The sequence below is a fragment of the Salinivibrio sp. KP-1 genome (assembly GCF_000968645.1).
In the GTDB taxonomy this organism is placed as follows: domain Bacteria; phylum Pseudomonadota; class Gammaproteobacteria; order Enterobacterales; family Vibrionaceae; genus Salinivibrio; species Salinivibrio siamensis.
Window position 1 is genome coordinate 616529 of record NZ_LAQR01000001.1, and the last position, 26300, is coordinate 642828.

Sequence of the window (26300 nt, forward strand, 5' to 3'; positions counted from 1 at the left end):
GCCAGCATGATCCCATCGACCATTCTCTTTGATTTAGATGGCACCTTGCTTGACACCGCCCCCGACATGGGTGAGGCCGCTAACCGCGTCCTCGCCGAGTTTGACTTGCCTCCTTTAACACGCGAGCAAATTTATACCCATACAAGTTTCGGTGCGCGCGGCCTGTTAAGTGCTGGGTTTGGCGAACAAGCACAATATCAAGACCCTGTTGCCCTCCGTGCGCGTTTTCTTCATCACTATGGGGACGCGATATGTCATGGCACCCAGCTTTACGCTGGCATAGACACCCTGCTCGATAAGCTGGATCAGTTACGTATCCCTTGGGGCATTGTGACGAATAAGCCCGAAGGGCTCACGCATCAGTTACTCGCCTTCTTCCCACGCCTGCAAAGGGCCAAAGTCATCGTTGGCGCCGATACCTATGCTCATGCCAAACCGCACCCTATGCCTTTGCTTGAAGCAGCCAAAAGCCTCAATTGTGTGCCACAACAAGGACTGTATGTCGGAGACATTGAAAACGATATATTAGCGGCGCGCGCGGCGAATATGGGCGCAGCCGTCGCAGGATGGGGTTACACCGGCGATCAAGCCTTAGTTCATAATTGGAAAGCAGATCATATTTTCGCCAAGCCTGATCAACTTAGCGCCATTCTTGGATCCTAGTCACACCCCACATTTTGTGGGGTTTGCTGTCTTTTCAATCAGTTAAAAACGATCACTGATCATCGCTAAGATCAACCAAAATAAATTTTTTTTATTACCAATTTTTGCCTTTCAGTGATTGAAATTCTCACTAATCTTGTCGGCCTTGCGTCACTAGGTTGGTGATTACTAACTTTAGATATAACATCCCCAAGATATCCACACCCACCCTAACAAAGACTGGCTTGCAAAAAGCAGGTTATATCACTATCTTGTAACCGACTCGGACATCGCCCCCTATATATAGTGTATGAGCGACGAGATGTCCGCATAGAGGCCGACCAAAAAATCATCAGCATTTTATAAAAACTTGCGAAAAAGAGCAGTTTGGCAAGGGAATATTGGGAAAGCATACAAATGAACCAAGAAATTACCGTATTAAAGCGTGATGGACGCAAAGAAAACTTAAACCTCGATAAAATCCATCGCGTAGTGACTTGGGCTGCCGAAGGCCTCTCAAACGTTTCTGTTTCTCTGGTTGAGATGCGCTCTCACATCCAGTTTTACGATGGCATGCGCACGGAAGATATTCACGAGACAATCATCAAAGCCGCTGCCGATCTAATCTCCGAAGAAAGCCCAGATTATCAATATCTTGCGGCGCGTTTGGCCGTCTTCCACTTACGTAAAAAAGCCTATGGCCAGTTCGAGCCACCTAAGCTGGTTGATCATGTCAAAAACATGGTCGAGAAAGGCAAGTATGATAAGCATATCTTGGAAGATTACAGCGAAGAGGAGCTCGATACCCTAGACAGCTACCTCGATCACTGGCGCGATATGAACTTCTCATACGCCGCGGTGAAGCAGCTGGAAGGTAAATACCTGGTGCAAAACCGTGTCACCGGTGAGATTTACGAAAGCGCACAGTTTTTGTACATGATGGTCGCTGCCTGCCTGTTTGCGTCATACCCTAAAGAAACGCGTTTGGACTACATTCGTCGTTTTTATGATGCAGCTTCGCAGTTTAAGATCTCACTGCCAACGCCTATCATGTCCGGCGTACGTACGCCTACACGTCAATTTAGCTCTTGCGTATTGATTGAGTGTGACGATAGCTTGGACTCTATTAATGCCACATCCAGTGCGATTGTTCGCTATGTATCGCAACGCGCAGGTATTGGTATTAACGCGGGCCGTATTCGCGCGTTGGGTAGCCCTATCCGAGGTGGCGAAGCCTTCCACACTGGCTGTATCCCGTTTTATAAATATTTCCAAACGGCGGTGAAGTGCTGCTCGCAAGGCGGCGTTCGTGGTGGCGCAGCAACCTTATTCTATCCAATTTGGCACCGTGAAGTGGAATCGCTACTGGTATTGAAAAACAACCGCGGTGTAGAAGAAAACCGTGTACGCCATATGGATTATGGTGTGCAAATCAATAAGTTGATGTATACCCGCCTACTTAAAGGTGGCAACATTTCCTTGTTCTCTCCGTCAGATGTGCCTGGCTTATACGACGCCTTTTTCGAAGACCAAGACGAGTTCGAGCGTCTATATACCCAATATGAAGCGGATGCCTCTATCCAGCGCGAAACAGTCAAAGCGGTTGATCTGTTCTCACTGATGATGCAAGAGCGCGCCTCAACAGGCCGTATCTACGTTCAAAACGTTGACCATTGTAATACCCATAGCCCGTTTGATGCATCGGTGGCACCTATTCGTCAGTCGAACCTGTGTTTAGAAATCGCGCTGCCGACCAAGCCACTGAACAATGTTGAAGATGAGAACGGTGAGATTGCACTGTGTACGCTATCCGCCTTTAACCTGGGTGCGCTTGAATCACTCGACGAGCTGGGTGAACTGGCCGACTTGACCATTCGTGCGCTTGATGCGTTATTGGACTATCAAGATTATCCGTTACCTGCCGCGCGCAAAGCGACCATGAACCGCCGTACACTCGGTGTGGGTGTGATTAACTTTGCCTATCACCTCGCCAAGCACGGTGTACGTTATTCGGATGGCAGTGCGAATGGCCTTACGCACCGTACCTTTGAAGCGATTCAATATCACTTATTGCGTGCATCCGTGGAGCTGGCGAAAGAAAAAGGCGCGTGTCCTGCGTTTAACGAAACCACTTATTCGCAAGGTATCCTTCCTATCGATACCTACAAGAAAGACTTGGATGCGATTTGTGATGAGCCGTTACACTTGGATTGGGAAACCTTGCGCAAGGATATCCAAACCCATGGTTTGCGTAACTCAACACTGACCGCTTTGATGCCATCAGAAACGTCGTCACAAATTTCAAATGCCACCAATGGCATTGAACCACCACGTGGTTTTGTCTCGGTGAAAGCCTCAAAAGATGGCATTCTCAAACAAGTGGTACCTGAGTATCACAAGTATAAAGATAATTACGAACTGCTCTGGAACATTGGCAGCAATGAAGGCTACTTACAGCTAGTCGGTATCATGCAAAAATTCGTCGACCAAGCGATTTCTGCCAACACCAATTATGATCCGAGCCGACATGCAAGCGGTAAAGTTCCTATGAACCAGCTGCTTAAAGATTTGCTCACCGCGTACAAACTGGGGGTTAAAACCCTGTACTACCACAACACCCGTGATGGCGCGAGCGATGGTCAGTCGGAATCAACCGCGGCGCAGGCGGCTGAAGATGATTGTGCCGGCGGTGCATGTAAGATCTAACACACGACATGCAAAGGGCCCCTGGGCCCTTTTCTAGAGGTTTATAAGATTCATGGCTTACAGTACGTTTTCTAAAATCAACAATGACCCGCTCAAAGAACCCATGTTCTTGGGTCAGTCCGTTAATGTTGCCCGCTACGATCAGCAAAAATATGAAATTTTTGAAAAACTGATCGAAAAGCAGTTGTCGTTCTTTTGGCGCCCAGAAGAAGTGGACGTATCGAGCGATCGTATTGATTACAACAAGCTACCTGAACATGAAAAGCATATTTTCATCAGTAACTTGAAGTATCAAACGTTGCTGGACTCTATCCAAGGCCGCAGCCCTAACGTCGCGCTACTCCCATTGGTCTCTATTCCAGAACTCGAAACCTGGATTGAAACCTGGAGCTTCTCTGAAACCATTCATTCTCGCTCTTATACCCACATTATTCGTAATATTGTGGCTGATCCGGCGATTGTGTTTGATGACATCGTGATGAACGAGCACATTCAAAAGCGCGCAGAAGACATTGCCCTGTATTATGATGACCTTATTCAGCTGAGTAACTATTATCACCAACTTGGCGAAGGGACGCATTCGATCAATGGCCAGACAGTCACCGTCAGCCTGCGCGCGCTGAAGCGCCAGCTGTATTTGTGCCTGATGTCGGTCAATGCGCTTGAAGCGATTCGCTTCTATGTCAGTTTTGCATGCTCCTTTGCCTTTGCCGAGCGTGAACTGATGGAAGGTAATGCTAAGATCATCAAGTTTATTGCCCGTGACGAAGCCTTGCATCTGACTGGCACGCAGCACATGCTCAACATTCTACGTAGCGGTCAAGACGACCCTGAGATGGCCGACATTGCCAAAGAATGCGAGCAAGAGTGTTTTGATCTGTTCAAGAAAGCGGCTGAGCAAGAAAAAGACTGGGCTGAGTATTTGTTCCGTGACGGCTCGATGATCGGCTTGAACAAAGATATATTGTGTCAGTATGTCGAGTACATTACCAATCTGCGTATGTCTGCCGTGGGTTTAGCGCCTGCCTATGACAATGCGACACAAAACCCCATTCCTTGGATTAACGCTTGGCTGTCCTCGGATAATGTTCAGGTGGCCCCACAGGAAGCAGAAATTAGCTCGTATCTGGTCGGTCAGATCGATAACGAAGTCAGCGTCGAAGACTTTGGTGACTTCGAACTATGACCCGTATCACCATCGAAGTGAACGGCATAACGGTGGGTGGCAACACCCACCAAAACTTGCTAGAGCAGTTAGAAGACGCCGGTATTCAGCCTGAATATCAATGCCGAAATGGCATGTGTGGCGCATGCCGCTGTAAGCTTAATCAAGGGTCTGTCACGCAGGGAGAAAGCATGGCCTTTGTGATGCCAGGCGAAATCCTCGCTTGTCAAAGTGCGCCGCAGACTGATGTGTCCATTGCGTTCGACTACCAACCCGCTGACATCAAAAAACAAGTTAACGAGGCGTAATACAATCGCCTCGCCTTCCCTTCTCTTACCGACCTTCTATTCTATGCTGTCTGCATCAATATAAATATCGTCATGTCGCGTCAGTGAGGCATAATCGGCAATCACCGTATATCCATTTAAATAACGCCTTAACATATCTAACAATACAGTGGAGATGTAGCAGCGCGCATCGTCGTGAGACAGTTGCCGTTTAAAGCTTAAACGCTGCCCCCACTCACCCTCGGGTGTGGAGATAGCCACACAGATTTGTCCGTGAAGTTCCGGACCACAGGCAAGGCCAATTTGCTTTTGCTCGGGGCTGATCGTCGCACTGGCCATCGCCAGTGAGGCTGCTAACGGATTGGCCAACGCTTGCTCTGGCACATGGGCGTTCGACATCACCCAGCCTTGTTCGACCAAATAAGCCGCTTGCCCATTGAGTAAGCTTGATAGCCAGCCACCAGTGAACTGCTCAGCCACTTTCAACGCAATACCGTGACGATTAACATCAAACGCTAATGCTGAAGCCATTGGCTCATTATATGACACCACATAATCAGCGAGCCGCTGTTGCAGCGCCTCAAGTATGGTGTCTTTTTCATCATGCTCTGCATCAATAAACAGCTTCACCTCAATAAAAGGCAAACTCGAGCGATATCCCAGTGACACATCGTCAGGAAGCACTAATGATGCCATCACCTCACTGATCCCAGACTCTGACAAGCCAAATGTAAACAAACGGTAACAAGATCGCGCTTTTGCCGAGTAAACATGTAACAACTCAGGAAGGATTTGGCGCTCAACCATGTCGAAAAACTCAGAGGGCACACCAGGTGTAAAATAAAAATGACACCCATTGAGTTCGCAGTGAAAACCACACGCCGTCCCTTTCGGGTTCTCAATTAAGCGCGCACCGTCAGGTAACATCGCTTGCTTAAGGTTGCTTTGTGCCATCGGCCTGCCATGACGCTCAAAGCGCTGTTTCAGCTCATCAAGCCACGCTTCGTTCAGTGTTAGCTCAACTCCCATCGCCGATGCCATTGCCGCCGTAGTGAGATCGTCTGTGGTCGGTCCCAGTCCTCCGTTCACAATGACCACTTGCTCTGTCTGTGATAATCGAACCAGCTCGATCGCCATATCATCAAGGTCATCTCCAATGGTCACGCGACGAGACATTGTTAGCCCGTTCTCAAATAACGTCCTTGATAGCCATGCTGCATTGGTATCCGTGATATCTCCCAGCAACACTTCCTCTCCGGTAGAAAGCATCGCGATTTGTGGCATTGGTGCTTGATGTTGTTGGTTTTCCACCCTGCCGCTCCTTATTGGTCACCGTGATTCGTCTTTGATTATGACATTAGACCGCTCGATTCACTACCCCAGCCTAACCGTACACTTTACTTTACTTATTCGTACCTTTAGCATTACACGCATCCGTTTTTTTATCTGCATAGACAGTGCACAATGCGCATAAATTCACGTTATCTTTTGTGCGAACACAATAATTAACTTTTTATTAACACTGGTTAAACATAATATGAATAAAGTACTAGGAAGTTCGCTGATTATCGCAGGGACAACCATTGGCGCAGGCATGCTAGCTTTACCACTTGCCTCCGCTGGTATTGGATTTGGGGCATCGATGGCATTAATGGGGGCGATGTGGGCTCTGATGACCTACACAGCGCTATTAATGCTAGAGGTCCATCAGTACGCTGACGCGGATGCCACATTACACAGTCTGGCCAAACAGTTTTTAGGGGATAAGGGCAAGTGGCTTGCCTCATTCGCCATGTTGTTCTTATTTTACTCTCTGTGCGCCGCTTATATTGCGGGCGGTGGGAGCCAGCTCAATGAGAAGCTGGCACAATGGTCAACCATCGAGCTACCGCCAGCAGCCGGTGCGGTGTTGTTCACCCTCGTATTTGGCTTAGTGGTGACCCTGGGTACGAGTAAAGTGGATTTAATCAACCGTGGTTTATTTACCGTTAAAGTCTTATTCCTGATTTTAGCGTTAACCTTACTCACCCCACACGTCTCCAGTATTAACCTCGTAGAGATGCCAGTCGAAAAAGGGCTCTTGGTCGCTGCACTGCCCGTTATTTTCACCTCTTTTGGCTTCCACGGCAGTATCCCCTCGATTGTACGTTATGTCGGGATAGATCTGCCTTCACTACGTAAAGTGATGATCGTCGGCTCGACTCTTCCACTTGCACTGTACATTTTTTGGCAAGTCGCGAGTTTAGGAACAGTGGCACAAGCTACCTTGGTGCAAAACGGTGAACTGTCTCAGTTCGTTGCCATCATCCAATCGGTGGTGCAACAAGATTATATCGCCTCCAGCATTTCGCTTTTTGCTGATTTAGCCTTAGCCACGTCATTTCTCGGCGTTAGCTTAGGATTATTTGACTTTATTTCCGATAGCTTTAATCGCCAAGACAGTGTGCGTGGCCGCTTGCAAACCGCCGCTATTACTTACTTACCGCCTTTGGTGTTCGCACTTTTCTACCCTCAAGGGTTTATCACTGCGTTAGGTTACGCGGCAATTGCTCTGGTGATTCTTGCGGTGGTGCTACCTGTGCTGATGGTGCGTAAAGCACGTCAAACCGTCTCGACGGATGAGCATTATCAGGTGATTGGCGGGAACCTTGGCCTTAGCTTGGCAATGGTGGGAGGAATAAGCGTTGTGGTGGCACAATTTATTGGCTGATTATCACTCACTAACCATCCAATGATTCAATGACGCCCCACTGACTCTGGGGCGTCATTGCGTTTTACACGTTTCATCCACCCATCAAGCCGCGTACCAGCGTGCTGACCCCAGCTAAGGTACAAAGTAGCAACATTGCCCGACGGACGAGCTGCGGTTTCACCTTTGGTGCGACCCGATAAGCAAGCCATGTCGCCACCAGTACAGCAGGCACCGCAAAAGCCGCTTGCTTTAAGTGCCACCATGTCAGAAAGTCCGTGGCGCTTAAGGCGATCAAAGACAAGATGCAGCTGATCGCAAAGTACCCCGCCAGGCATGCGCGCATCTTATTGACATCAGCGTGTTGCAGTACAAGGGCCATTGGCGGGCCACCAATACTCGTCGTCGTGCCCATCACCCCAGAGGTAAAACCGGCGACAAAAAAGTTTCGTCGATTAGGGGTAATGTCAAAGCGCATGACACTGGCCAATACTGCGATTAAGACGGCTGCCCCGATGATAATTTCCAGCATTTGTGTTGTGACGACCAACATCACGCCTCCGGCCACGGCAGTCCCCGGCACACGGCCTAAGTAAGCCCAACTAAGATCACGAAATGAGAGTTGATGCCGATATTGCCAAGCATTAATGCTCGCCAATGTCAGCCCCACCATAGAAATGGTGGTTGGGACGAGTTTGGGATCAATCATCAGCAATAGTGGTGCCGCCACAATCGCCATACCAAAGCCTACCAAGCTTTGCACAAAACAGCCGAGACCCAAGATCATGGCCACCGCTATGGAAACGCCGATATCAGGCATAAAAAGTAACTTCAGGTAAAGATAGGTAATCAGAGTGTAACGATTTACTCAGTCTTGAGCGAGCTTTTACGGCTGATCATCTTATCGACACTTGTTCACCGCGCGTAACACGTCAAGGATGAGCTGGTGTGCTGGGCGCATTAATCATTTCAGCATGGATCAATAGATTGCGAGGCGTCAATTCACGCTCACAAAACTGCATCAGACTCACCGAGTATCCGTGTTGCTCAAGATATAACACCCTGTCCAACACCAGCCATATTTCCATTGCTCGGCGAAAAGCGCTCTTAACGACGTTGATTTGTTCGAGAATGGAAAAGCGCACCTCCCCGCACCGAAAGTAGCCATCCACATCGAAATCATCGGGTAACGAGAGCCCTTTTTGTGCCGCACCCCAACGACAGAATTCCGCAAACCCTTGGCTAAGTTGTGATTTTTTCAGTGCAGGTAATGGCAAGTAATGATCCTGGTTTTGCCAGTCTCGCTGCCATTCATCAAAGCCTAAGCGATAAATAACTTCCTGTTCCCGTTGGCGACGCACTCGCTGTCCGCCAGTCACCGATTCTTGGACGGCAAGTTTAAGGTCAGCTTTTGTCAGCCGCATTCCCGTATTCTGGGCGACATCCGAGAGTGGCTGATAAATCTCCCCCCGAATCAGCTGATAGCAACATGGAGAGACGGATAGACGCGGCATACCGCACGTCACTGCTTTTTGCAGGAGCGTTACATGCAAGTCGCCGCAGGCATGTAACGCTAATCCGTGGTCACAACCGGCCATCACAGCGGCCGCCTCCGTGTCCATGGCATCTAAGGGATAAAATCGCATCGCGAGGGCGTTGCGCTGTGCAAACGCTTGTCCTTGATCACAAAGTGCTTTTTGCCATTCGATACTCTCAACCGGTTTACCGGTCACCGATGAGATGGCACGCCCGAGATACCCTTTTCCGGCACACCATTCGAGATAGCGTACCGTCTCCCCGTGAGTGGGAACCGCACCAATGTATGCCTCGATTTGCGCCCACTTTCTTCCCGGAACCCCTACCGCCAACCGCGGATCCACACCCACCTTGGTCGTACTCGCCTGCGGTACAGCAGTCAGTTCGGTCAATGGCGCCAACGCAGGCCACCAGCTCGACAACTGGGTAATCACAACTTCAGGTGCTGCCTTGAGTGCTGTTATCTGGGAATAATCCAAGCTGGCCAGCCAAGCGCACAATGCGTCTTCTTCCTGCCACGGTAAACATCTATGTGCCATTGGCATCGGTTGCCATAGCCATTGAAACTGGGTAAGAAGTTGGGTTAATTGAGTGAACTGTTGCTGAAAAGAGACGGAAGACATGGCTGCTATCAGGACTTGAATAAAAGCGTGATCAAAAAAGGCTGCTTGACGCAGCCTTGTCGTACACGGGCAGTTTAGCGAATTGGCAGCGGAATGTCCTTAAACATGGCATCAATTTCTTCGTTTGAACGCAGAGCCACAGCTTTATCTATCATATTGCGCGTCAGGTGTGGGGCGAAGCGTTCAATAAAGTCATACATGTAGCTGCGAAGGAAGGTGCCTTTACGAAATCCAATTTTGGTCGTGCTAGCACCAAAAATATGGCTAGCGTCAATGGCGACCAGATCCGAGTCAGCTTGGCTATCCATCGCCATACTGGCGATAACGCCAACCCCTAACCCTAACTTCACATAGGTTTTGATTACGTCCGCGTCTGTGGCGGTAAATACAATCTTGGGAGTGAGGTTGGCGCGATGGAACGCCTCATCCAACTCTGAACGCCCGGTAAAACCGAAGACATAGGTCACAAGAGAATAGGCCGCTAAATCCTCAATGGTGATATTGTTTTTTTTCTGTGCCAGTGGGTGATCAGGCGTCACAATAATCGAACGATTCCAGTGGTAACACGGCAGCATCACTAAGTCTTCATAGAGGTGGAAAGCTTCGGTCGCGATAGCAAAATCTGATGTGCCTTTGGCGACCGAGCTGGAGATCTGCGTCGGCGTTCCCTGATGCATATGCAAAGAGACTTTAGGGTAGCGGGCAGTAAATGCTTTGATCACATCGGGCAGTGCATATCGTGCCTGTGTGTGGGTGGTGGAAATATTGAGATTTCCCATTTCTGGATGAGTATGTTCACTCGCCACCGCTTTAATGCTTTCAACCCGAGACAAAATACTTTGAGATATTTCCACAATGGCCTCACCAGCAGGAGTGACTTGGGTAAGGTGTTTGCCACTGCGCTCAAATATTTGCACGCCTAGTTCGTCTTCTAGTAATCGGACTTGTTTACTGATCCCAGGCTGAGAGGTATACAAACTCTCTGCGGTCGCAGACACATTTAGGTTGTGGTTGACGACCTCAACGATATATCTAAGCTGTTGTAATTTCATAGTGCAGACGCGCGAGCCTCATGGGTTAAGTGACAGCATTGGGTTGTGATAGATTATTTATATACCCAAATTAGACTATTTAATAGGCTTTGGTTATATAAACGTTAGCGATTGCACATTCACTAAGCAATTTGGTGAACAAATAGGGTATTGCCCAATCGCTAAAATCCGATTATTTCAACCAGTTTATCGCCAAGTGCACGATTATGGGCCACACTATGATCAGCGCATGCGAATCGGACGTAATGTGCAGAGTTAGAGGCGGATCACTCATGCTGCCTCCATCCTTGATTGATGCTATCTCTGTCGGTTGAGATCGTGTATCTTAACCAGTTGAGTTTATTACAAGGAACATCGACGCTGAATTATGAATATTGCCTTGATAGCTGGCCTTTGTGTCATATTGCTCGGCCTGATTGTCGGCTACAACATATTGGCTCAACAACGTAAGCAAATTGAATCTCACAAGCGCCAAGAGATGGCTAAGCACATTGCAGTGATTGACGCCACTGAAGAGCTGATTGGTAATGCACATAATCTGCCATATAGCGGGACGCTGTTGGTTTGCTTGAATAAGAAGATCCTAGATTCTTTGAAAGCCATGTACGAGATTGATGATTCCGATAAATCCATCAAGCAACGTATTAGTGCGACGCAAGCGCAGATCGATCAAATCAAACATAGTTACTCAAACCGCGAGTCGACTTCCTTTAAAGTGCCAGATAACGATCGACAAGCGATTTCGATGCTCAAGTTAGTAAAACGTCTGCGCTCCGTGGTGAAAGCAGAGCACTCTAAGGGACGACTAGCGACGCAAGCGTTTGTGGCTGAGAACGCACGCTTGGAAAAGATGCAACTTAAAATCAATATTGAGAATGTGATTAAGCGTGCCAATGACGCCAAGCAAAAAGGGCAAATGGGCACCGCTCAGCAGTTATTGAAAAAAGCCATTGATGTGGTCTCGCCCAAAACCGATGATTACTCGCAAGAGATGAAAAAGCATTTAGAGCAAATGCATAGCGATATTACCCATACACTGAATACGGGCCATGAAAAACTCCAGTCGGAGCAAGAAGAAGAAAGAAGCGATCTAGACGAGTTGTTTGCACCGAAAAAGAAATGGTAAGTCAGCTCACGTAGGCTTAAAACAAAGGCGCGTTCATCACGCGCCTTTTGCTTATTCTTCCCATCCATGCGTTCATCCTAGACGCGCACTCTCTCAACTATCGAGGCAAAAGATGCGCTTCAATATGATTCAGCACCCCATCTGCCGCTTGTTCAAGCAAGTCTAACACCCGCTCAAAGCCGTCAGGGCCACCATAATAAGGGTCGGGGATCGGCCCCTCGGTATGCTCGCCCCAGTGGAGAAATAAAGACAGCTTGCCTTGGTGCTCGGGTGGGCATTGTGCTTGCAAGTCAGCCAGGTTGCTCTCATCGGCTGCCAGAATCATGTCATGATACACAAAGTCTGCGGGGCCGACCTGGCGCGCTCGAATACCTTCAAACGAGTAGCCTCTCGCCTGCCCTGCCGCTTGGCTACGTCTATCAGGCGGGTTACCCTGGTGATAACCTGCCGTGCCCGCCGAATCAATATCGACTGCCAAGCCTCGCGCCTGTGCGCGAGCACGTAATACGGCTTCTGCGGTGGGCGAACGACAGATATTACCCAAGCACACCACCAAAACACTGGGCCTTTGATTATCAGTTGTCATCAGCGTCAAACCTCCTTATTGATAAGCCCTCAGATTACCAATAAGGCTAAGCACTGCCTATAGTGAGGCAGGTAACACTCGGTGATAGGGCAGTTTGTCAGCACCTATGCTGGCACGGAATAATCCACAACAATAATGTCTTCCAGGATAGGACGAAATATCGCTTTTAGCGCCTCATGTTCAGGATGCGGTAAATAGCGCTCCCGCGCAGCACTATCACGAAACGTCATCACAATCACATGCGTGTAGCCTTGGTCTTTACCTTCTGGACTGTTGTTTTCTCCCCATTCGACCGACCCAACGCCATCAATGACGCTAGGCATTGATTCAAATTTATCTTTCAATGCTTGGATCTGATCATCGCGCGCGTTAGCGGTAAAACGAACAAGCAATACATGACGAATCATTTCTTTTCTCCTCGTGTCACTATTCCATCCGATCCGTCAAAAACGTTTTAAACGCCTGCCAAGACTTTTTATCAGCTTTTTCACGGTACCTCTCCGAGCCAAATACGGTAAACGCATGCGGCGCCCCACCATACACTTGCGACCAGTAATCGACACCCGCCTGCTCTAGCGTTTGTATAAAGGTCGCAAAATCTGCCATGGGCACCGCTTTATCCGCCCCACCATGAGCAATAAACAGTGGCGCAATGTCCTCTGAATAGCCTTGGCCATCTGGCGTGCCCAAACCGCCATGAAAACTCGCGTAGCCACTGACAGGCATATTGCCTGGATTGCGTGCAAGCTCTAACGTCACCGTGCCACCGAAACAATAGCCAGCCACTACTGGCTGCGTCACACCTTGCGATTGCGCGGCACTCATCCCTGCTTCAATCAGTTCGCGCATCCGCACTCTGTCTTCATACAGTGAACGAGTCGCCGCTTTCTTCGCCTCTAGGCTGGTCGGTCGATTCCCGGCGCCAAACATGTCTAATGCAAACGTACGATAGCCCAAGTTTGCCAGCATATCCGCACGTTGACGTTCGTAGTCCGTTAGCCCATCCCAGTCATGAATAATCACCACACTGCCTTTCTCAAAAGAGGCAGGGGTAGCTAGGTAGCCGGAAAATGCCTCCCCGTCTAACTGATAACCTATCTGTTTACCCGCCACAGCAGGCAGCGAACATAGAGCCAACAAAGCAATAAGAGCGTGCGTTCCTTTTATCATCATAGCGTCCTTTGGCTGGGGCCGTCGGTTTGTGGCCAGAATGTCATGGGTGGCATCCACCCTATCGTCCCTTTACTATAGACCTAAGTTAACCAAAGGTTGGAAATCACATGTCAGAACACAGTCATCAACAGCGCCAGCAAAAACTGAAAGAAAAAGTCGATGCTCGGATTGACGCCGCACAACAAGAAAAAGGGCTATTTCTTATTATTACAGGCAACGGCAAAGGCAAATCAACATCCGCTTTTGGCACTGTCGCACGCGCGGCAGGCCATGGTTTCAAATGCGGGGTGGCGCAGTATATCAAGGGAACATGGGCATGTGGTGAGCGAGACTTACTCAGTCAGCATGGCGTGGACTTTCATGTGATGAATACAGGGTTTACCTGGGATACCCAAGATAAAACGGCCGACACGCAAGCCGCACAAAAAATCTGGTCAGCATGCAAAACCATGCTCAGCGATCCTAGTTATGATTTGGTCGTCCTGGACGAAATCACCTATATGATCACCTATGGCTACATTGACCTGGACGATGTCATCGATGCAATTAGCCAACGCCCAAGTGAGCAGTCTGTGCTGATCACGGGTCGAGGCGCTCACCGTCGTTTAATCGAAATCGCCGATACTGTCTCTGAAGTTCGCAATGTCAAACATGCGTTTGATGCCGGCATTAAAGCGCGCCAAGGCATTGATTGGTAAGCTTTGACAACGTGGGACAATGCGTGTGTACGGCGTGCGCTCATTGTTTTTCAGAGGCCGTCGCCGGTAAGGCGGCAGATGAGATGGGCTCGGCCCAACGCGGGTCAGTTTGCTGACACGACTGCCGGCAGAGTTTAGCGTCAATCGATTGATCGCCCAACAAACGTTGCCACAACGCGGGTAGCGCGGTCTCGGGCAACGGGCCAGGCTCAAGTTGTTTGGGCGACACAAGGTACCAGTCCCCGTCTGTATTTTGTTCTGCAAGCAAAAACTGGAACGGCTGATAGGCGGCCACACCAAAGCGCAAGTCGGTGACTACCTGCTGCCCGTTTCGGTTTTCAAAGCGAATAAAATTACGTGAAAACGTCCGCAGAGCGCTGAGGGTATCAGAGTTGGCCAATGGCCACTCTCCTAGAGGCTGCGCCACCCAATCAATTGACGGGTTGGCATCAAGTCGTGAGGCTAACCCCTCCCAGTATTGCTCTTCGCCACTGACGACCACACGCCACAGTAAGGTATTAAACGGCGTTGGCATAATGATTAACGGCTGGCCTTCCAGCAAGGTTCCTTGTGTTTGTTCGGCAACACGGTTTTTTATTTGTTGGAGCTGGTACACAGAGCTGGCCAAGTAAAGGCTCGAGACCATCAACCCAACACCACATGCCTTGGCTCCAAGATGGCGCCATACCAATGCGCTGATGAGCGCAACCAGTAGAGGCACCGTATACAGGGGATCGATAATAAACAGACTCGCCACCGCTACCGATGGCACCTCAAGCGGCCAAAATAGCTTGGTCCCATATACCGTCATTGCATCGAGCAATGGATGGGTGACAAGCACCGCGATGACTAGCGTCATCACTTGCCAAAGTGGCCACTGACGCTGCCAGCGCCACCAGCACCATGCAATGAGTGCACCGACCCAAGGCAACACAAACAACGAGTGGCTGAAGCCACGATGATTCACGGTATTCGCCACCGGGTCGCCGTAATCAATCAATACATCCAGATCCGGTAAGGTTCCGAGGGCTGCGCCCGCCAGTAGCACTTTCGGAGAGCAGCGTTTACCGGCAACTAGGCCCGCGACAGTGGCGCCCAACGCTGCTTGCGTGACAGAATCCATAAAACGTCCTTTAATGGCTTTGCATTAGATAGCCCGATAGCTTGTCAGCCGATCACTGAAATAGATTAAGGAGTTTATCTGCCGTCTCTTTGACCTTATCGTCATCCGCTTTATCACCCAGTAGCTTTTTCAACCCTCGTTGCGCCTCTTTGCGGGCTTTTTCTTCCAACGCGTTATTACTGCTGAGTAGCTGCTTAATGTCTAGTTTATAGCTCGGCGATTGCCAGGTACCGGCCACCGTCACTGGGATGGTGACATCACGCAGTTCATCAATATCTTTACCGCCCTGGCCTTTACTAGTCTCAACCACCGAGGTATAGACATTAAAATCGAGTGTCTCTTGTAACAGATCGGTTTGTCCGTCACTACGTACCCGAAGCGCGGGCGCTTCCAACAGTAAGTCGGTGGTGCGAGCCATGCCGTTACCTAAGGTAAAGCTCGCAGTGAGTGCGCTAAAGTCTGTTTTACGTACTTCATTGGCGGCCGCTGCCGACTCACCTTTCAGCGTCGCTTTCGCCTCTCTGAGCATCTGCGCCAAGTTTATCCCATTAATCGCGCCATCTTCGAAGAAAATAGCGACACTGCCTTGAATCGCTTGACGCAATGCATACGGCGACAAACCTTTGCCCTGTACATTGATATCGACGTTACCCTTACCCTCTAAAAGATCAACCTGGGCAGCATCTTCCAGCAGCGGAAGCACTTGGATCCCACGTGCTTTTTTACTCACCTGATAGCGAGCGGGCGTTTGCGTAGCATCTAACATCCCTTGCACAACCACGCTGCCTTCATAGGCTTGCGTCGTCAGCTCTGACACGTCGACCTTGCCACGGTCGATGGCCACCGTCGCGCGTGTTTGCCCTAAGGTAACGTTACTCACAGTAAGCCCTTTCATTGCCAGTGATCCGGCAATATCTAGCGTCTTCAACACACTCAAATCAGGCTCTTCTTTGCTCAGTGGCGCCGCTTGCGTACTCGGGCTGGATTTATCATTAGAGCCAGATTCACTATCGTTTGCAGATTGATTAGGCGCTGCATTGTCTGTCGGTATCAGCGTATCGAGGTCAATGTGGTTGGTATTCAGCGCAAAGCGGACTTGGGGGATCTCAGTCAATTTAACTGCCACTTTGCCATCCACCACAACATCATCGTCGTTTAATCGGCTGATCAATTCACTGACCGTCAACGTTTGCTGGTTGATGTCAAACACAATATCAGCGGCTAGCGCTTGGCTAAGCGACTGGTTGGGGATAGGCTCGCCAGACACCGTCGTGAGCATGTCTAACCCCTGAACCGTGATCTTATCTTGCGTCGTTGCGATAGTGACCTGGGCTTGCCCCGAGCTTTCAACGTCGATGTCTGCGGTTTGCGCGTTGATATTAAAGCCCAACTGCGCCGCCTCACCCAGCGCCAAACGATCGAGGGTGAGGTTCGCTTGTTCTAGGGTCAGTGCACCTTGCTCGGCGGAGAGCGTCAACGCCAGTTTGCGCATCTGGCTTTGTATCAGGTCACTGGCCAATTTCAACTCACCTTGACCTTCCAGCTCAACGCGAGCGTCATTTTGCTCGCCGCGCAACGACAGTGACAGTGGCGTCCACACATCCGTCGCCAGATTGCCCACCTCAAGATCCACATCGCGCAACGCTGTCATGGTGCCCGCTTGGTCATCTTTGACGACCACACTCGCGTTGGCCACACTGAGCCCTTGTAGCGATACGTTCCACGCCTTTGCCTCGGTGCTCGTGCTATCAGCGGATGTGCCTGATTGTGGCGCTGGCTCAGCTTGAGGCTCAGCCGTCGGCGATGTCGCGATGAGGTTACTCTCCCCATTACTCAGGGTTTGAATAAACACATGTGGGTCTTGCAATGTAATTTCGCCGATCTGCAAGGTTTGCGACATCAAAGGCAACACATCGACAGAGAGGCGGGCTTGAGATAAGCGCATCAAATCGGGTTCATCAAAGCCGGGGCGATTTTTTATCGCGACATCCTCGATTGAAAAACCCAAACTTGGCCAAAACTGCCAAGCAATGTCGCCACCGATCACCATGTCATAGCCTGTCTGTTTTTTAACTTGCTCGACCAACAATGGCTTAAACTGGTTAGGATTAATGGTGGCGAGCAAAGCGGCGATGCCACCCATGACGACCACCACCAAAACAGCGAGAGTAAGGGCGATTTTTTTTATCATTGCAAGATGCTCCTTGTGCGTAACAGGCGATACCACTTACGAGAGATACCCGCATTATCGACCATGATTTCGCGATCGGGTTCCACGTTAACAAAAAAATGCGCCCGTAGGCGCATTGCAATCGTTAAACCTTGTCTTGGCTAATGCGAGAGGCAACTGCCCCTTGCTGATTTTTATACTTTGCGTTGTCGCGTTTGTTATACGGCTTATCAGCCGCGCCCGACATAGGCTCAAAACTTAACGCACCAATCGGCATACCGGGTCGTAGCGCCAAGGGCAAACGACCATTGTTATAGAACTCCAGCACAATACGGCCCGACCAGCCCGGGTCAATCCGGTGCGCAGTCACATGCACCATCAGCCCTAAACGTGCCAACGACGAGCGGCCATCAAGCCAGCCGACGATATCGTCAGGCAAGGTCACCGCTTCATGCGTGACAGCAAGCGCGAGCTGGCCTGGATGAAGATAAAAAGCCTCACCATCAGCAATCTCAATTTCATCACTCATCACACGTTCAAGCTGGGCATTGACCTCTTCTTTCGGGCCAGACAGATCGATAAATGCTGCGCCGTGGTCATTAAACACCCGGAATTGATTGCCCAACGTCACATCCGCCGTCACACCAGAAATCGACGCCTCTGCCGGACGCGGCTCAATTTTGATGCGGCCATCATCAAGGTGTTCTTTGATATGCCTGTCGCATAGTCGCATCGGATAGTCCTCACGGTTAATAGATGGAGCGATACATTCACGCACCGCATTCATTTAGCTTGTTGTCCACTGCATAAAAAGCAGCGAGATTGAGGTCAGTGAAACCATCATACCCAAATCAGGCTTTCAGTAATCGCGCGATATGCGCTTTTAACACATCAATCGCAATGCGGTTTTTACCTCCGCGTGGCACGATAATATCGGCATATTGCTTTGACGGCTCAATAAACTGCATAAACATAGGGCGGACCGTCTTCTGATATTGTTCCATCACGGAGTCCATGGTGCGGCCACGTTCAGCCACATCACGTTTCATGCGGCGCAACAAGCAAATATCAAGGGGAGTATCCATAAAGACGCTGGCATGGATCAGATTGCGCAGGCGTGGATCGGTTAGCAACAGGATCCCTTCCAAAATGATCACCTTTTTGGGTGTCATGGCGGTGGTTTCATCCATGCGGGTATGCTCTGAGTAGCTGTACACAGGCACATCGACAGACTGACCCGCCGCGAGGCTTTCTAGGTGCTCGCAAAGCAAGTCATGGTCTAGCGCTTGTGGATGGTCATAGTTGGTTTGTACGCGCTCTTCCATGCTGAGATGGCTTTGATCTCGGTAATATCTATCTTCCGTGATCACGCCGATTTGATGATCGCCGACTTTTTCCTTTAATTCCTTATAAATGGTGCTAGCGATCAGGCTTTTACCGGAAGCAGAGGCACCTGCTATGCCGATAATAACGCATTGGTGGTTGTTGTCACTCATAATATGAATACCCAGAGGAAGCTTGGCGGAATCTACATAAACCGCCTGATTATAGGGAGTTGAAGCCGCTGGCGCCAGAGAAAATCACGCTTCCCTGACTGACCCGCTGCTTTAAGCCTGCGATAGCTGCACGTTGCTCAATCAGGGCGACACCGTTTGTACGCTTATTTGTTCAGGGCGCGTTTCCCCTTGCCAATAAAGCTGACTGGCGACGGTGGCGGCCATTTGGCGATAGACAGCAGCATGCTCGCTGTCAGGACGCGCCACCATACTCGGTGTGCCTGCGTCTATGTCCTCACGAATCGCGACATGAAGCGGCACTTGAGCTAACACTGGCACGCCTTGCTCACGAGCCATTTTCGCTGCACCACCAGTACCAAAAATCGCTTCATGATGACCGCATTGTGAGCAAATATGGTAGCTCATGTTTTCAATTACCCCGAGAACCGGCACCTGTACTTTCTCAAACATCGCCACGCCTTTAATCGCATCAGCCAGTGCGAGATCTTGTGGCGTGGTAACCACCATCGCTCCCGTCACCGGAAACTGCTGCGCCAAGCTAAGCTGAATGTCACCGGTGCCTGGTGGCATATCAACTACCAAATAATCAAGTTCGGGCCAGCGGGTTTCATTGATCAATTGAGCAAAGGCTTTCGAGGCCATTGGCCCACGCCACACAGTGGCATTATCAGCGGGCACCAGGTAACCAATTGAATTAGAGGCAATGCCATGACGCATCACAGGCTCCATCAATTTGCCATCATGGGTTTGCGGCTCGCTGTCTTTAGCGCCGAGCATAATCGGGAGCGATGGGCCATACACATCCGCATCGACAATGCCCACCGATGCCCCTTCCGCCTGCAGTGCCAGTGCCAAATTGACCGCCGTCGTCGATTTACCCACACCGCCTTTGGCCGAGCTCACCACTAACAGGTTTTTCACCCCTTTGACGGGCGACTTATCACCACTTTTTAACGGCGCCACTCTCTGTGTCAGTTGAAACTGCTGCGCCAATGTCGTCGACAGGGCATTCAGCCAGTCATTGAGCGCCTGCATCACTGACGCCGCTGCAAATGGAAACGTCACTTTAAAGCCGTGTTCAGTCACGCTCACCCAATGTGGTTGGCTTGCCCACTGCTCCACCAAACGCGGATGTGAAAACTGATTCAATAGACTCACGGCATCATCCACATTGGTCAGCGGGGCGGCCGTGTCTTTTTTTTGTTTTTGTGCTTTTTTCTTTTTAGAGCCAAACAACATGCATCACCATCCCATTGATTAAAATATATTAGGCCGGATAGCTAACGTTTAACGGATAAACAGCCTCACTCACGGCCTGCACTAGGCAAGGCATATCGTATCAGGTAAGATTTCCGCAATCATTCCATTCATATCATAAGAGCGAACAAACAAGATTATGGCTGCAAACCCACGGAAAATTCTGGTGACCTGTGCGCTGCCTTATGCGAACGGCTCAATTCATTTGGGCCACATGCTCGAGCATATTCAAGCAGATGTATGGGTGCGCTATCAGCGCCTACGTGGCAACACGACTCACTTTATTTGTGCCGACGATGCCCACGGCACCCCCATTATGTTGAAAGCACAGCAAATGGGTGTCGAGCCAGAAGCCATGATCGCTGGCGTGCAACAAGAGCACCAAGCCGACTTTGATGGCTTTGATATCAGCTTCGATAACTATCACAGCACCCACAGTGATGAAAACCGTGAGCTCGCCTCGTTTATTTATACTCAGCTCCGCGATAAAGGTTACATCACCAGCCGTACGATCTCTCAGCTGTTTGATCCGGAAAAAGAAATGTTCTTGCCGGATCGCTTTGTCAAAGGCGAGTGTCCAAAATGTCACGCCGACGATCAGTACGGTGACAACTGTGACAACTGTGGTGAGACCTATACCCCAGCAGAGCTGATTAACCCACACTCAGCGGTGAGTGGCGCCACGCCCGTAATGCGTGACTCTGAGCACTTCTTCTTCGATTTGCCGCAATTTGAGCAAATGCTAAATGAGTGGACAAAGTCCGGCTCACTGCAAAGTGAAATTGCCAACAAAATGAATGAGTGGTTCGAAACCGGCCTTCAGCAGTGGGATATCTCACGTGATGCCCCTTACTTTGGTTTCGAAATTCCTGATCAACCCGGCAAGTTTTTCTACGTTTGGCTTGATGCGCCGATTGGCTATATGGGGTCATTTAAAAACTACTGTGACAAACGCGGCGACATCGACTTCGACGAGTATTGGAAAGCCAACAGCGACACCGAGCTATATCACTTTATCGGCAAAGACATTGTTTATTTCCATAGTTTGTTCTGGCCCGCCATGCTCGACGGTGCCGGTTTCCGCAAGCCAAATAACGTCTTCGTGCACGGTTATGTCACCGTCAATGGCGCGAAAATGTCCAAGTCGAAAGGGACATTCATTAAAGCGAGCACTTACTTAAAACACCTTGATCCCGAATGCTTACGCTATTACTACGCCGCCAAGCTCAACAGCCGTATTGATGATCTCGATTTAAGCTTGGATGACTTTATCCAGCGTGTGAATACCGACATTGTCAACAAAGTGGTCAACTTGGCCTCTCGCAACGCGGGTTTTATCAGCAAACGCTTTGACGGCCAGCTGTCGCCCGTTTGCTCTGAGCCTGAGCTTTATCAAACCTTTATCGATAAAGCCGAGCACATAGGGGAACTCTACGAGGCACGCGAGTTTAACCGAGCGATCCGTGAGATCATTGCGCTCGCCGATAAAGCGAATCAATACGTCGACGAGAAAGCCCCTTGGGTCATCGCCAAAGAAGACGGTAAAGACGCCGAACTGCAAGCGATTTGCTCGGTGGGTATTAACTTGTTCCGAGTGCTGATGACCTACCTAAAACCTGTGATGCCAAAACTGGCCGAGCGTGCGGAAGGCTTTTTAAACGACACCTTAACGTGGGAGAGCATTGCGACCCCGCTGACTGGCCATCAAATCACCAAGTTCAAGGCGCTATTTAACCGAATTGATCCAAAAGCGGTCGATGCCATGATTGCTGACAGCAAAGAAGATGTCGCGACTGAAGAAGCAGCGAAAGCAAGCGCGCAAGGGCCACTTGCCGATGAACCACTCGCGGATGAAATCGAATTTGGTGATTTTGCTAAAGTCGATCTTCGTGTCGCTAAAATCCTTGAGTGTGAAGCCGTGCCAAAAGCGGATAAACTGCTCAAATTCAAGCTCGATATTGGCGGTGAAACACGTCAGGTTTTCTCTGGGATCAAATCGGCCTACAAGCCGGAAGATCTGGTGGGCAAGCACACCGTGATGGTCGCCAATTTAAAACCAAGAAAGATGAAGTTTGGCATGTCAGAAGGCATGATTTTAGCGGCCGGCCCTGGCGGGAAAGAGATTTGGATCTTAGAGCCTCATGAGGGCGCCCAGCCAGGTATGCGGGTCATGTAACCTTGCTGCCTCGTCAATTTGCACAAGCAGAGAATAAAGAGCCCAGTCGGGCTCTTTTTTTGTCCAATGGGTGCCATCCATCGATTCTCCCCTGCACTACGAGTGAGCAATCACGCCCAAGTAAGGTGCGTAGTAAGAGCACATCCACGCGCCAGTCATTGCGCTACAAGGCGTGATTAACCTCTCAATTTTGGCATGCTTCATGCTCCGCTCTGTATACGCGGAAGCCATAGCAAGGAGAGCATATGGGGTGGTTAGTCATGATAGGGATTTTAGCACTCGGGATCGCTAGCGTGGTGGCGGTCATCGTGTATCGTCAACGACCGGATTGGCGATTGCATCAACTGCATGAGTTACGGGCTTTGCTCCAGCATGCAGGTTACCTCGCCACCCAACCGCGCGTCGATCCGTATGACTATCAACGATTGCTGGATCAAACACGTCAGTTACACCACTTGGCACCCCATGCGCAAAAGCCAATGTATCGGCTTTTTTTCCATCACCTTCACGCCTTGCCACAATATGATGATGTGACCCAGGCCAAGATGAAAAACCGCGCCTTGCAGCACCTAGCGTACTTGGTGGATGAAGCCATCCCGCCGGTGTTAATTGCCTGTGGTGATGACCACACGCTCTCGTCTTACCAACAAATTTGGTATGCCGTGTTAGAGCTCCTTCAAGCTCGCCAACGCTTTTCCTACGCGTCAATACAACTGGAGAACGCAACGCCCAATGCGCACCAGTCCCTAAGTTTACAACAACAAATACTCACCAAGCGCTTAGCACAACTGCGCGACCTTGAATTGGGCGATGCATTCACCGATAAGATAGATCAGGTTATCTCACAGCTTGATGATGTACACACCTTGTCACTCAATCGCCGCCTGGCGCTGGCGCAGCAAGTTAACGCCGTGATGCTGGATGCACTCGACACCTTTCTGGCTACACTGCTCGCCCGCTTTCCTACACCAGAAGATGATATCTTCAATACGCTGTCACCCATCAATGATCCACACCATCAAGGATTCAACCATACACAGCAATAAAAAAGCCGGCGCAAGGCCGGCTTAATAGCAACACGATAACACTTACCCAATATGAGTCTGTCCACCCATGTATGGACGCAATACCTCAGGGATTTCAATACGGCCATCTGCTTGTTGGTAGTTTTCCAAAATAGCTACCAAGGTACGGCCCACCGCCAAGCCTGAACCATTCAAGGTATGCAACAGCTCAGGCTTTTTCTCACCTTTACGGCGGAAACGCGCCTGCATACGGCGAGCTTGGAAATCCATGGTGTTTGAGCACGATGAAATCTCACGATAGGTGTTTTGTGCTGGCAACCAGACTTCTAGGTCATAGGTTTTCGCCGCACCAAAACCCATGTCGCCTGTGCAGAGCAACACTTTGCGGTATGGCAAATTGAGCAGTTGTAACACCTTTTCTGCATCGGCAGTCAAAGATTCAAGTGCTTCCATCGACTCTTCTGGCTTAACCACCTTCACCAACTCAACTTTGTCGAATTGGTGCATACGGATAAGACCGCGCGTATCGCGACCATACGAGCCAGCTTCTGAACGGAAACACGGTGTGTGTGCCGTCATGCACAGCGGCAAATCGGCTTCATCGATGATCTCATCACGTACCATGTTCGTCAGCGGCACTTCCGCGGTTGGGATCAACGACATGCCCACCCCTTCTTCCGTCGCCGGCTGGGTGTGGAACAAGTCTTCACCAAATTTCGGCAGCTGACCGGTGCCATACAAGCTGTCCGCATTGACCAAGTAAGGCACATACATCTCAGTATAACCGTGCTCATTGGTGTGCAAGTCGAGCATAAATTGCGTGAGCGCACGGTGCATACGCGCCATTTGCCCTTTCATCACGATAAAACGAGAGCCAGATAGCTTCACTGCACTGGCAAAATCAAGGCCACCGGTGAGTTCACCGAGGTCGACGTGATCTTTAATCTCGAACTCAAATTGACGGGGCTCGCCCCAGCGTGATATTTCCTGGTTCTCAGATTCATCTTTACCGCTTGGTACGTCGGCCGCAGGTAGATTGGGCACGCTCATGACCACGTCATTCACTTTTTGCTGGAGTGCCGCGAGCTCCGTTTTCGCCGCATCCAATTCATCACCAAGGTTTGATACTTCTTCTAGCAATGGTGCAATGTCTTCACCCTTTGCTTTAGCCTGGCCAATGGACTTCGATCGGGAATTACGCTCAGCTTGCAGTTGTTCGGTGCGAATTTGCAGCGCCTTACGTTGTTCCTCGAGTTCACGCATAGCGTCAACATCAAGCGTAAAGCCACGACGAGCGAGTTGTTGAGCGGTTTCTTCCAGCTCAGTTCGAAGTAATTTGGAATCCAGCATGCTAATCCTGTGCTTTCGGGTTATTGACTGTAAATTGACGAAGTTAAACCTTACCCAAAAAGGGTAAATTTGCCTAGCGCTTTTGCGGGCTTTTTGCATCTTGCTCAGCGAGAAAGGCGAGCTTTTCGGCGATTTTAATTTCTAGCCCACGATTGACGGGCTGATAGTAACGCGCCTCGCCAAGCTCTGGGGGCAGATAGCGCTCGCCCGCCGCATACGCATTGGGTTCATCGTGGGCATAGCGGTAGCCATCACCGTGTCCCATTTGCTCCATCAATGCTGTTGGCGCATTACGAAGGTGCATGGGAACGGGCGCGTTGGCGGTGTCTTTCGCGTCACGCAAGGCTTGTTTCCATGCGGTATACACCGCGTTGCTTTTCGGGGCGCTGGCCAAATACACCGCGGCTTGTGCAATGGCGCGCTCACCCTCCGAAGGCCCGACGCGAGTAAAGCAGTCCCATGCGTTCAATGCCACCTGCATCGCGCGCGGATCGGCATTACCGACATCCTCAGAGGCTATCGCTAACAAACGTCTTGCCACGTAAAGCGGATCACCTCCCGCGCTCACAATGCGTGCATACCAATACAGCGCGGCATCGGGACATGAACCACGCACTGATTTGTGAAATGCAGAGATCAAGTCATACCACGCATCCCCCTGCTTATCGAACTGTGCCACTTTTTCACCGGCCACGTCTTTAAGCATCGGCATCGTGATTTGGCCATCGGCCATGTCTGCCAACATTTCCAGTAGGTTTAACGCCATACGTGCATCACCACTGCACGCTGCCGTTAACGCCCTTTTAACGCCATCATCAAAGACCAGGGACTGCTCACCGAGCCCACGTTGTGAGTCGGCAAGTGCTTGATCAATCACCGCTTCCAAATCGCTCTCGTCAAGGCTGGTTAAACGATACACACGGGCACGCGATAGCAACGCGTTATTAAGCTCAAACGAGGGATTTTCCGTGGTGGCACCAATAAACGTGACCGTTCCCGCTTCCACATGGGGCAAAAACGCATCCTGCTGGCTTTTATTAAAGCGGTGCACTTCATCCACAAACAGAACGGTACGAATACCAGCTTGCTTGTTTTGCTCTGCGCGTCCAATCGCCTCTCGGATCTCCTTGACGCCAGAGGTCACAGCCGAGATTTGTTCCAGCTCTGCGTTGGCTTGGCGCGCGGCAATATCGGCGAGCGTGGTTTTACCGGTCCCCGGAGGCCCCCAGAAAATCATCGAATGGAGGGAGCCAGACTCAATCGCCCGGCGAAGCGGTTTACCCTCGGCGAGAAGATGACGCTGACCGATGTACTGGTCAAGCGTGAGTGGCCGCATACGTGCGGCCAGTGGGCGGAAATCGTCTGCAAAGTCAAGTGGTAAGGTCGACACAGTCACCTC

23 protein-coding genes are annotated in these 26300 nt (G+C 50.3%); 9 read left to right on the top strand and 14 right to left on the bottom strand.

The window, feature by feature from the left end; all coding sequences use genetic code 11:
- Positions 1-6: 6 nt before the first annotated feature.
- The 4 genes from gph (at position 7) to yfaE (ending at position 4821) form a co-directional block, all read left to right on the top strand.
- Complete coding sequence (gene gph, locus WN56_RS02740) at positions 7-663, top strand: phosphoglycolate phosphatase (protein ID WP_046073500.1); 657 nt, start codon at positions 7-9, stop codon at positions 661-663.
- A 396-nt stretch (positions 664-1059) separates the two neighbouring features.
- A complete protein-coding gene (gene nrdA, locus WN56_RS02745; RefSeq protein ID WP_046073501.1) occupies positions 1060-3348 on the top strand; it encodes a class 1a ribonucleoside-diphosphate reductase subunit alpha in 2289 nt (762 codons plus the stop codon).
- A 52-nt stretch (positions 3349-3400) separates the two neighbouring features.
- The gene (nrdB, locus tag WN56_RS02750) at positions 3401-4534 is read left to right on the top strand and encodes a class Ia ribonucleoside-diphosphate reductase subunit beta (protein ID WP_046073502.1); all 1134 of its coding nucleotides are present in this window, start codon (positions 3401-3403) and stop codon (positions 4532-4534) included.
- On the top strand, positions 4531-4821 hold the full coding sequence (gene yfaE, locus WN56_RS02755) for a class I ribonucleotide reductase maintenance protein YfaE (protein WP_046073503.1): 291 nt from the start codon (positions 4531-4533) through the stop codon (positions 4819-4821). Before nrdB ends, yfaE begins: the two co-directional genes overlap by 4 nt.
- Positions 4822-4857: 36 nt before the next feature.
- On the opposite strand, the gene WN56_RS02760 is transcribed toward yfaE, so the two are convergent.
- A complete protein-coding gene (locus tag WN56_RS02760; RefSeq protein ID WP_231637390.1) occupies positions 4858-6111 on the bottom strand; it encodes a CinA family nicotinamide mononucleotide deamidase-related protein in 1254 nt (417 codons plus the stop codon).
- A 226-nt stretch (positions 6112-6337) separates the two neighbouring features.
- Here WN56_RS02760 and tyrP point away from each other — a divergent pair, with 226 nt between their 5' ends.
- On the top strand, positions 6338-7510 hold the full coding sequence (gene tyrP / locus WN56_RS02765) for a tyrosine transporter TyrP (protein WP_046073504.1): 1173 nt from the start codon (positions 6338-6340) through the stop codon (positions 7508-7510).
- Positions 7511-7583: 73 nt separating this feature from the next.
- Here the strand turns inward: tyrP and WN56_RS02770 are convergent, their stop codons facing one another.
- The 3 genes from WN56_RS02770 to cysB form a co-directional block, all read right to left on the bottom strand.
- Positions 7584-8309: a sulfite exporter TauE/SafE family protein gene (locus WN56_RS02770; RefSeq protein WP_046073505.1), complete on the bottom strand. Its 726-nt coding sequence runs from the start codon at positions 8307-8309 to the stop codon at positions 7584-7586.
- 112 nt (positions 8310-8421) lie between these two features.
- Positions 8422-9648: a methyltransferase gene (locus WN56_RS02775; protein WP_046073506.1), complete on the bottom strand. Its 1227-nt coding sequence runs from the start codon at positions 9646-9648 to the stop codon at positions 8422-8424.
- Positions 9649-9722: 74 nt separating this feature from the next.
- Positions 9723-10700 carry an HTH-type transcriptional regulator CysB gene (gene cysB / locus WN56_RS02780; RefSeq protein ID WP_046073507.1) on the bottom strand — a complete coding sequence of 326 codons (978 nt, stop codon included), beginning with the start codon at positions 10698-10700 and terminating at the stop codon, positions 9723-9725.
- 367 nt (positions 10701-11067) lie between these two features.
- Between cysB and WN56_RS02785 the strand changes: the two genes are divergently transcribed.
- On the top strand, positions 11068-11826 hold the full coding sequence (locus WN56_RS02785) for a hypothetical protein (RefSeq protein WP_046073508.1): 759 nt from the start codon (positions 11068-11070) through the stop codon (positions 11824-11826).
- A gap of 97 nt (positions 11827-11923) precedes the next feature.
- Here the strand turns inward: WN56_RS02785 and WN56_RS02790 are convergent, their stop codons facing one another.
- The 3 genes from WN56_RS02790 to WN56_RS02800 form a co-directional block, all read right to left on the bottom strand.
- Complete coding sequence (locus tag WN56_RS02790; RefSeq protein ID WP_046073509.1) at positions 11924-12412, bottom strand: low molecular weight protein-tyrosine-phosphatase; 489 nt, start codon at positions 12410-12412, stop codon at positions 11924-11926.
- A gap of 104 nt (positions 12413-12516) precedes the next feature.
- Positions 12517-12819, bottom strand: coding sequence for a Dabb family protein (locus WN56_RS02795; RefSeq protein WP_046073510.1), 303 nt, complete (start codon positions 12817-12819; stop codon positions 12517-12519).
- Positions 12820-12838: 19 nt separating this feature from the next.
- Positions 12839-13585: a dienelactone hydrolase family protein gene (locus WN56_RS02800; protein ID WP_231637391.1), complete on the bottom strand. Its 747-nt coding sequence runs from the start codon at positions 13583-13585 to the stop codon at positions 12839-12841.
- A 107-nt stretch (positions 13586-13692) separates the two neighbouring features.
- On the opposite strand from WN56_RS02800, the gene cobO reads away from it, so the two are divergent.
- Positions 13693-14283: a cob(I)yrinic acid a,c-diamide adenosyltransferase gene (cobO, locus tag WN56_RS02805; protein ID WP_046073512.1), complete on the top strand. Its 591-nt coding sequence runs from the start codon at positions 13693-13695 to the stop codon at positions 14281-14283.
- A 40-nt stretch (positions 14284-14323) separates the two neighbouring features.
- Here cobO and WN56_RS02810 read toward each other — a convergent pair whose 3' ends face one another.
- The 5 genes from WN56_RS02810 to apbC all read right to left on the bottom strand — a co-directional run bounded on the left by WN56_RS02810 (position 14324) and on the right by apbC (position 20332).
- Entirely contained in the window at positions 14324-15406 is a 1083-nt protein-coding gene (locus WN56_RS02810) for a metal-dependent hydrolase (RefSeq protein WP_046073513.1), read from the bottom strand.
- Between the two features lie 52 nt (positions 15407-15458).
- The gene (locus WN56_RS02815) at positions 15459-17597 is read right to left on the bottom strand and encodes an AsmA family protein (protein WP_052708006.1); all 2139 of its coding nucleotides are present in this window, start codon (positions 17595-17597) and stop codon (positions 15459-15461) included.
- Positions 17598-17721: 124 nt separating this feature from the next.
- Entirely contained in the window at positions 17722-18309 is a 588-nt protein-coding gene (dcd, locus tag WN56_RS02820; protein WP_046073840.1) for a dCTP deaminase, read from the bottom strand.
- A 118-nt stretch (positions 18310-18427) separates the two neighbouring features.
- Positions 18428-19072 carry a uridine kinase gene (gene udk, locus WN56_RS02825; protein ID WP_046073514.1) on the bottom strand — a complete coding sequence of 215 codons (645 nt, stop codon included), beginning with the start codon at positions 19070-19072 and terminating at the stop codon, positions 18428-18430.
- 141 nt (positions 19073-19213) lie between these two features.
- Complete coding sequence (gene apbC, locus WN56_RS02830) at positions 19214-20332, bottom strand: iron-sulfur cluster carrier protein ApbC (RefSeq protein WP_082084409.1); 1119 nt, start codon at positions 20330-20332, stop codon at positions 19214-19216.
- Positions 20333-20489: 157 nt separating this feature from the next.
- Between apbC and metG the strand changes: the two genes are divergently transcribed.
- Together metG and WN56_RS02840 are read left to right on the top strand one after the other, a co-directional pair.
- Positions 20490-22526 carry a methionine--tRNA ligase gene (metG, locus tag WN56_RS02835; protein WP_046073515.1) on the top strand — a complete coding sequence of 679 codons (2037 nt, stop codon included), beginning with the start codon at positions 20490-20492 and terminating at the stop codon, positions 22524-22526.
- A gap of 245 nt (positions 22527-22771) precedes the next feature.
- Positions 22772-23572, top strand: a complete 801-nt coding sequence (locus WN56_RS02840; RefSeq protein ID WP_046073516.1) for a hypothetical protein — start codon at positions 22772-22774, stop codon at positions 23570-23572.
- A gap of 42 nt (positions 23573-23614) precedes the next feature.
- Here the strand turns inward: WN56_RS02840 and serS are convergent, their stop codons facing one another.
- Both serS and WN56_RS02850 read right to left on the bottom strand, forming a co-directional pair.
- Entirely contained in the window at positions 23615-24901 is a 1287-nt protein-coding gene (serS, locus tag WN56_RS02845) for a serine--tRNA ligase (protein WP_046073517.1), read from the bottom strand.
- A gap of 73 nt (positions 24902-24974) precedes the next feature.
- On the bottom strand, positions 24975-26291 hold the full coding sequence (locus WN56_RS02850) for a replication-associated recombination protein A (protein ID WP_046073518.1): 1317 nt from the start codon (positions 26289-26291) through the stop codon (positions 24975-24977).
- Between the last annotated feature and the right edge of the window lie 9 nt (positions 26292-26300).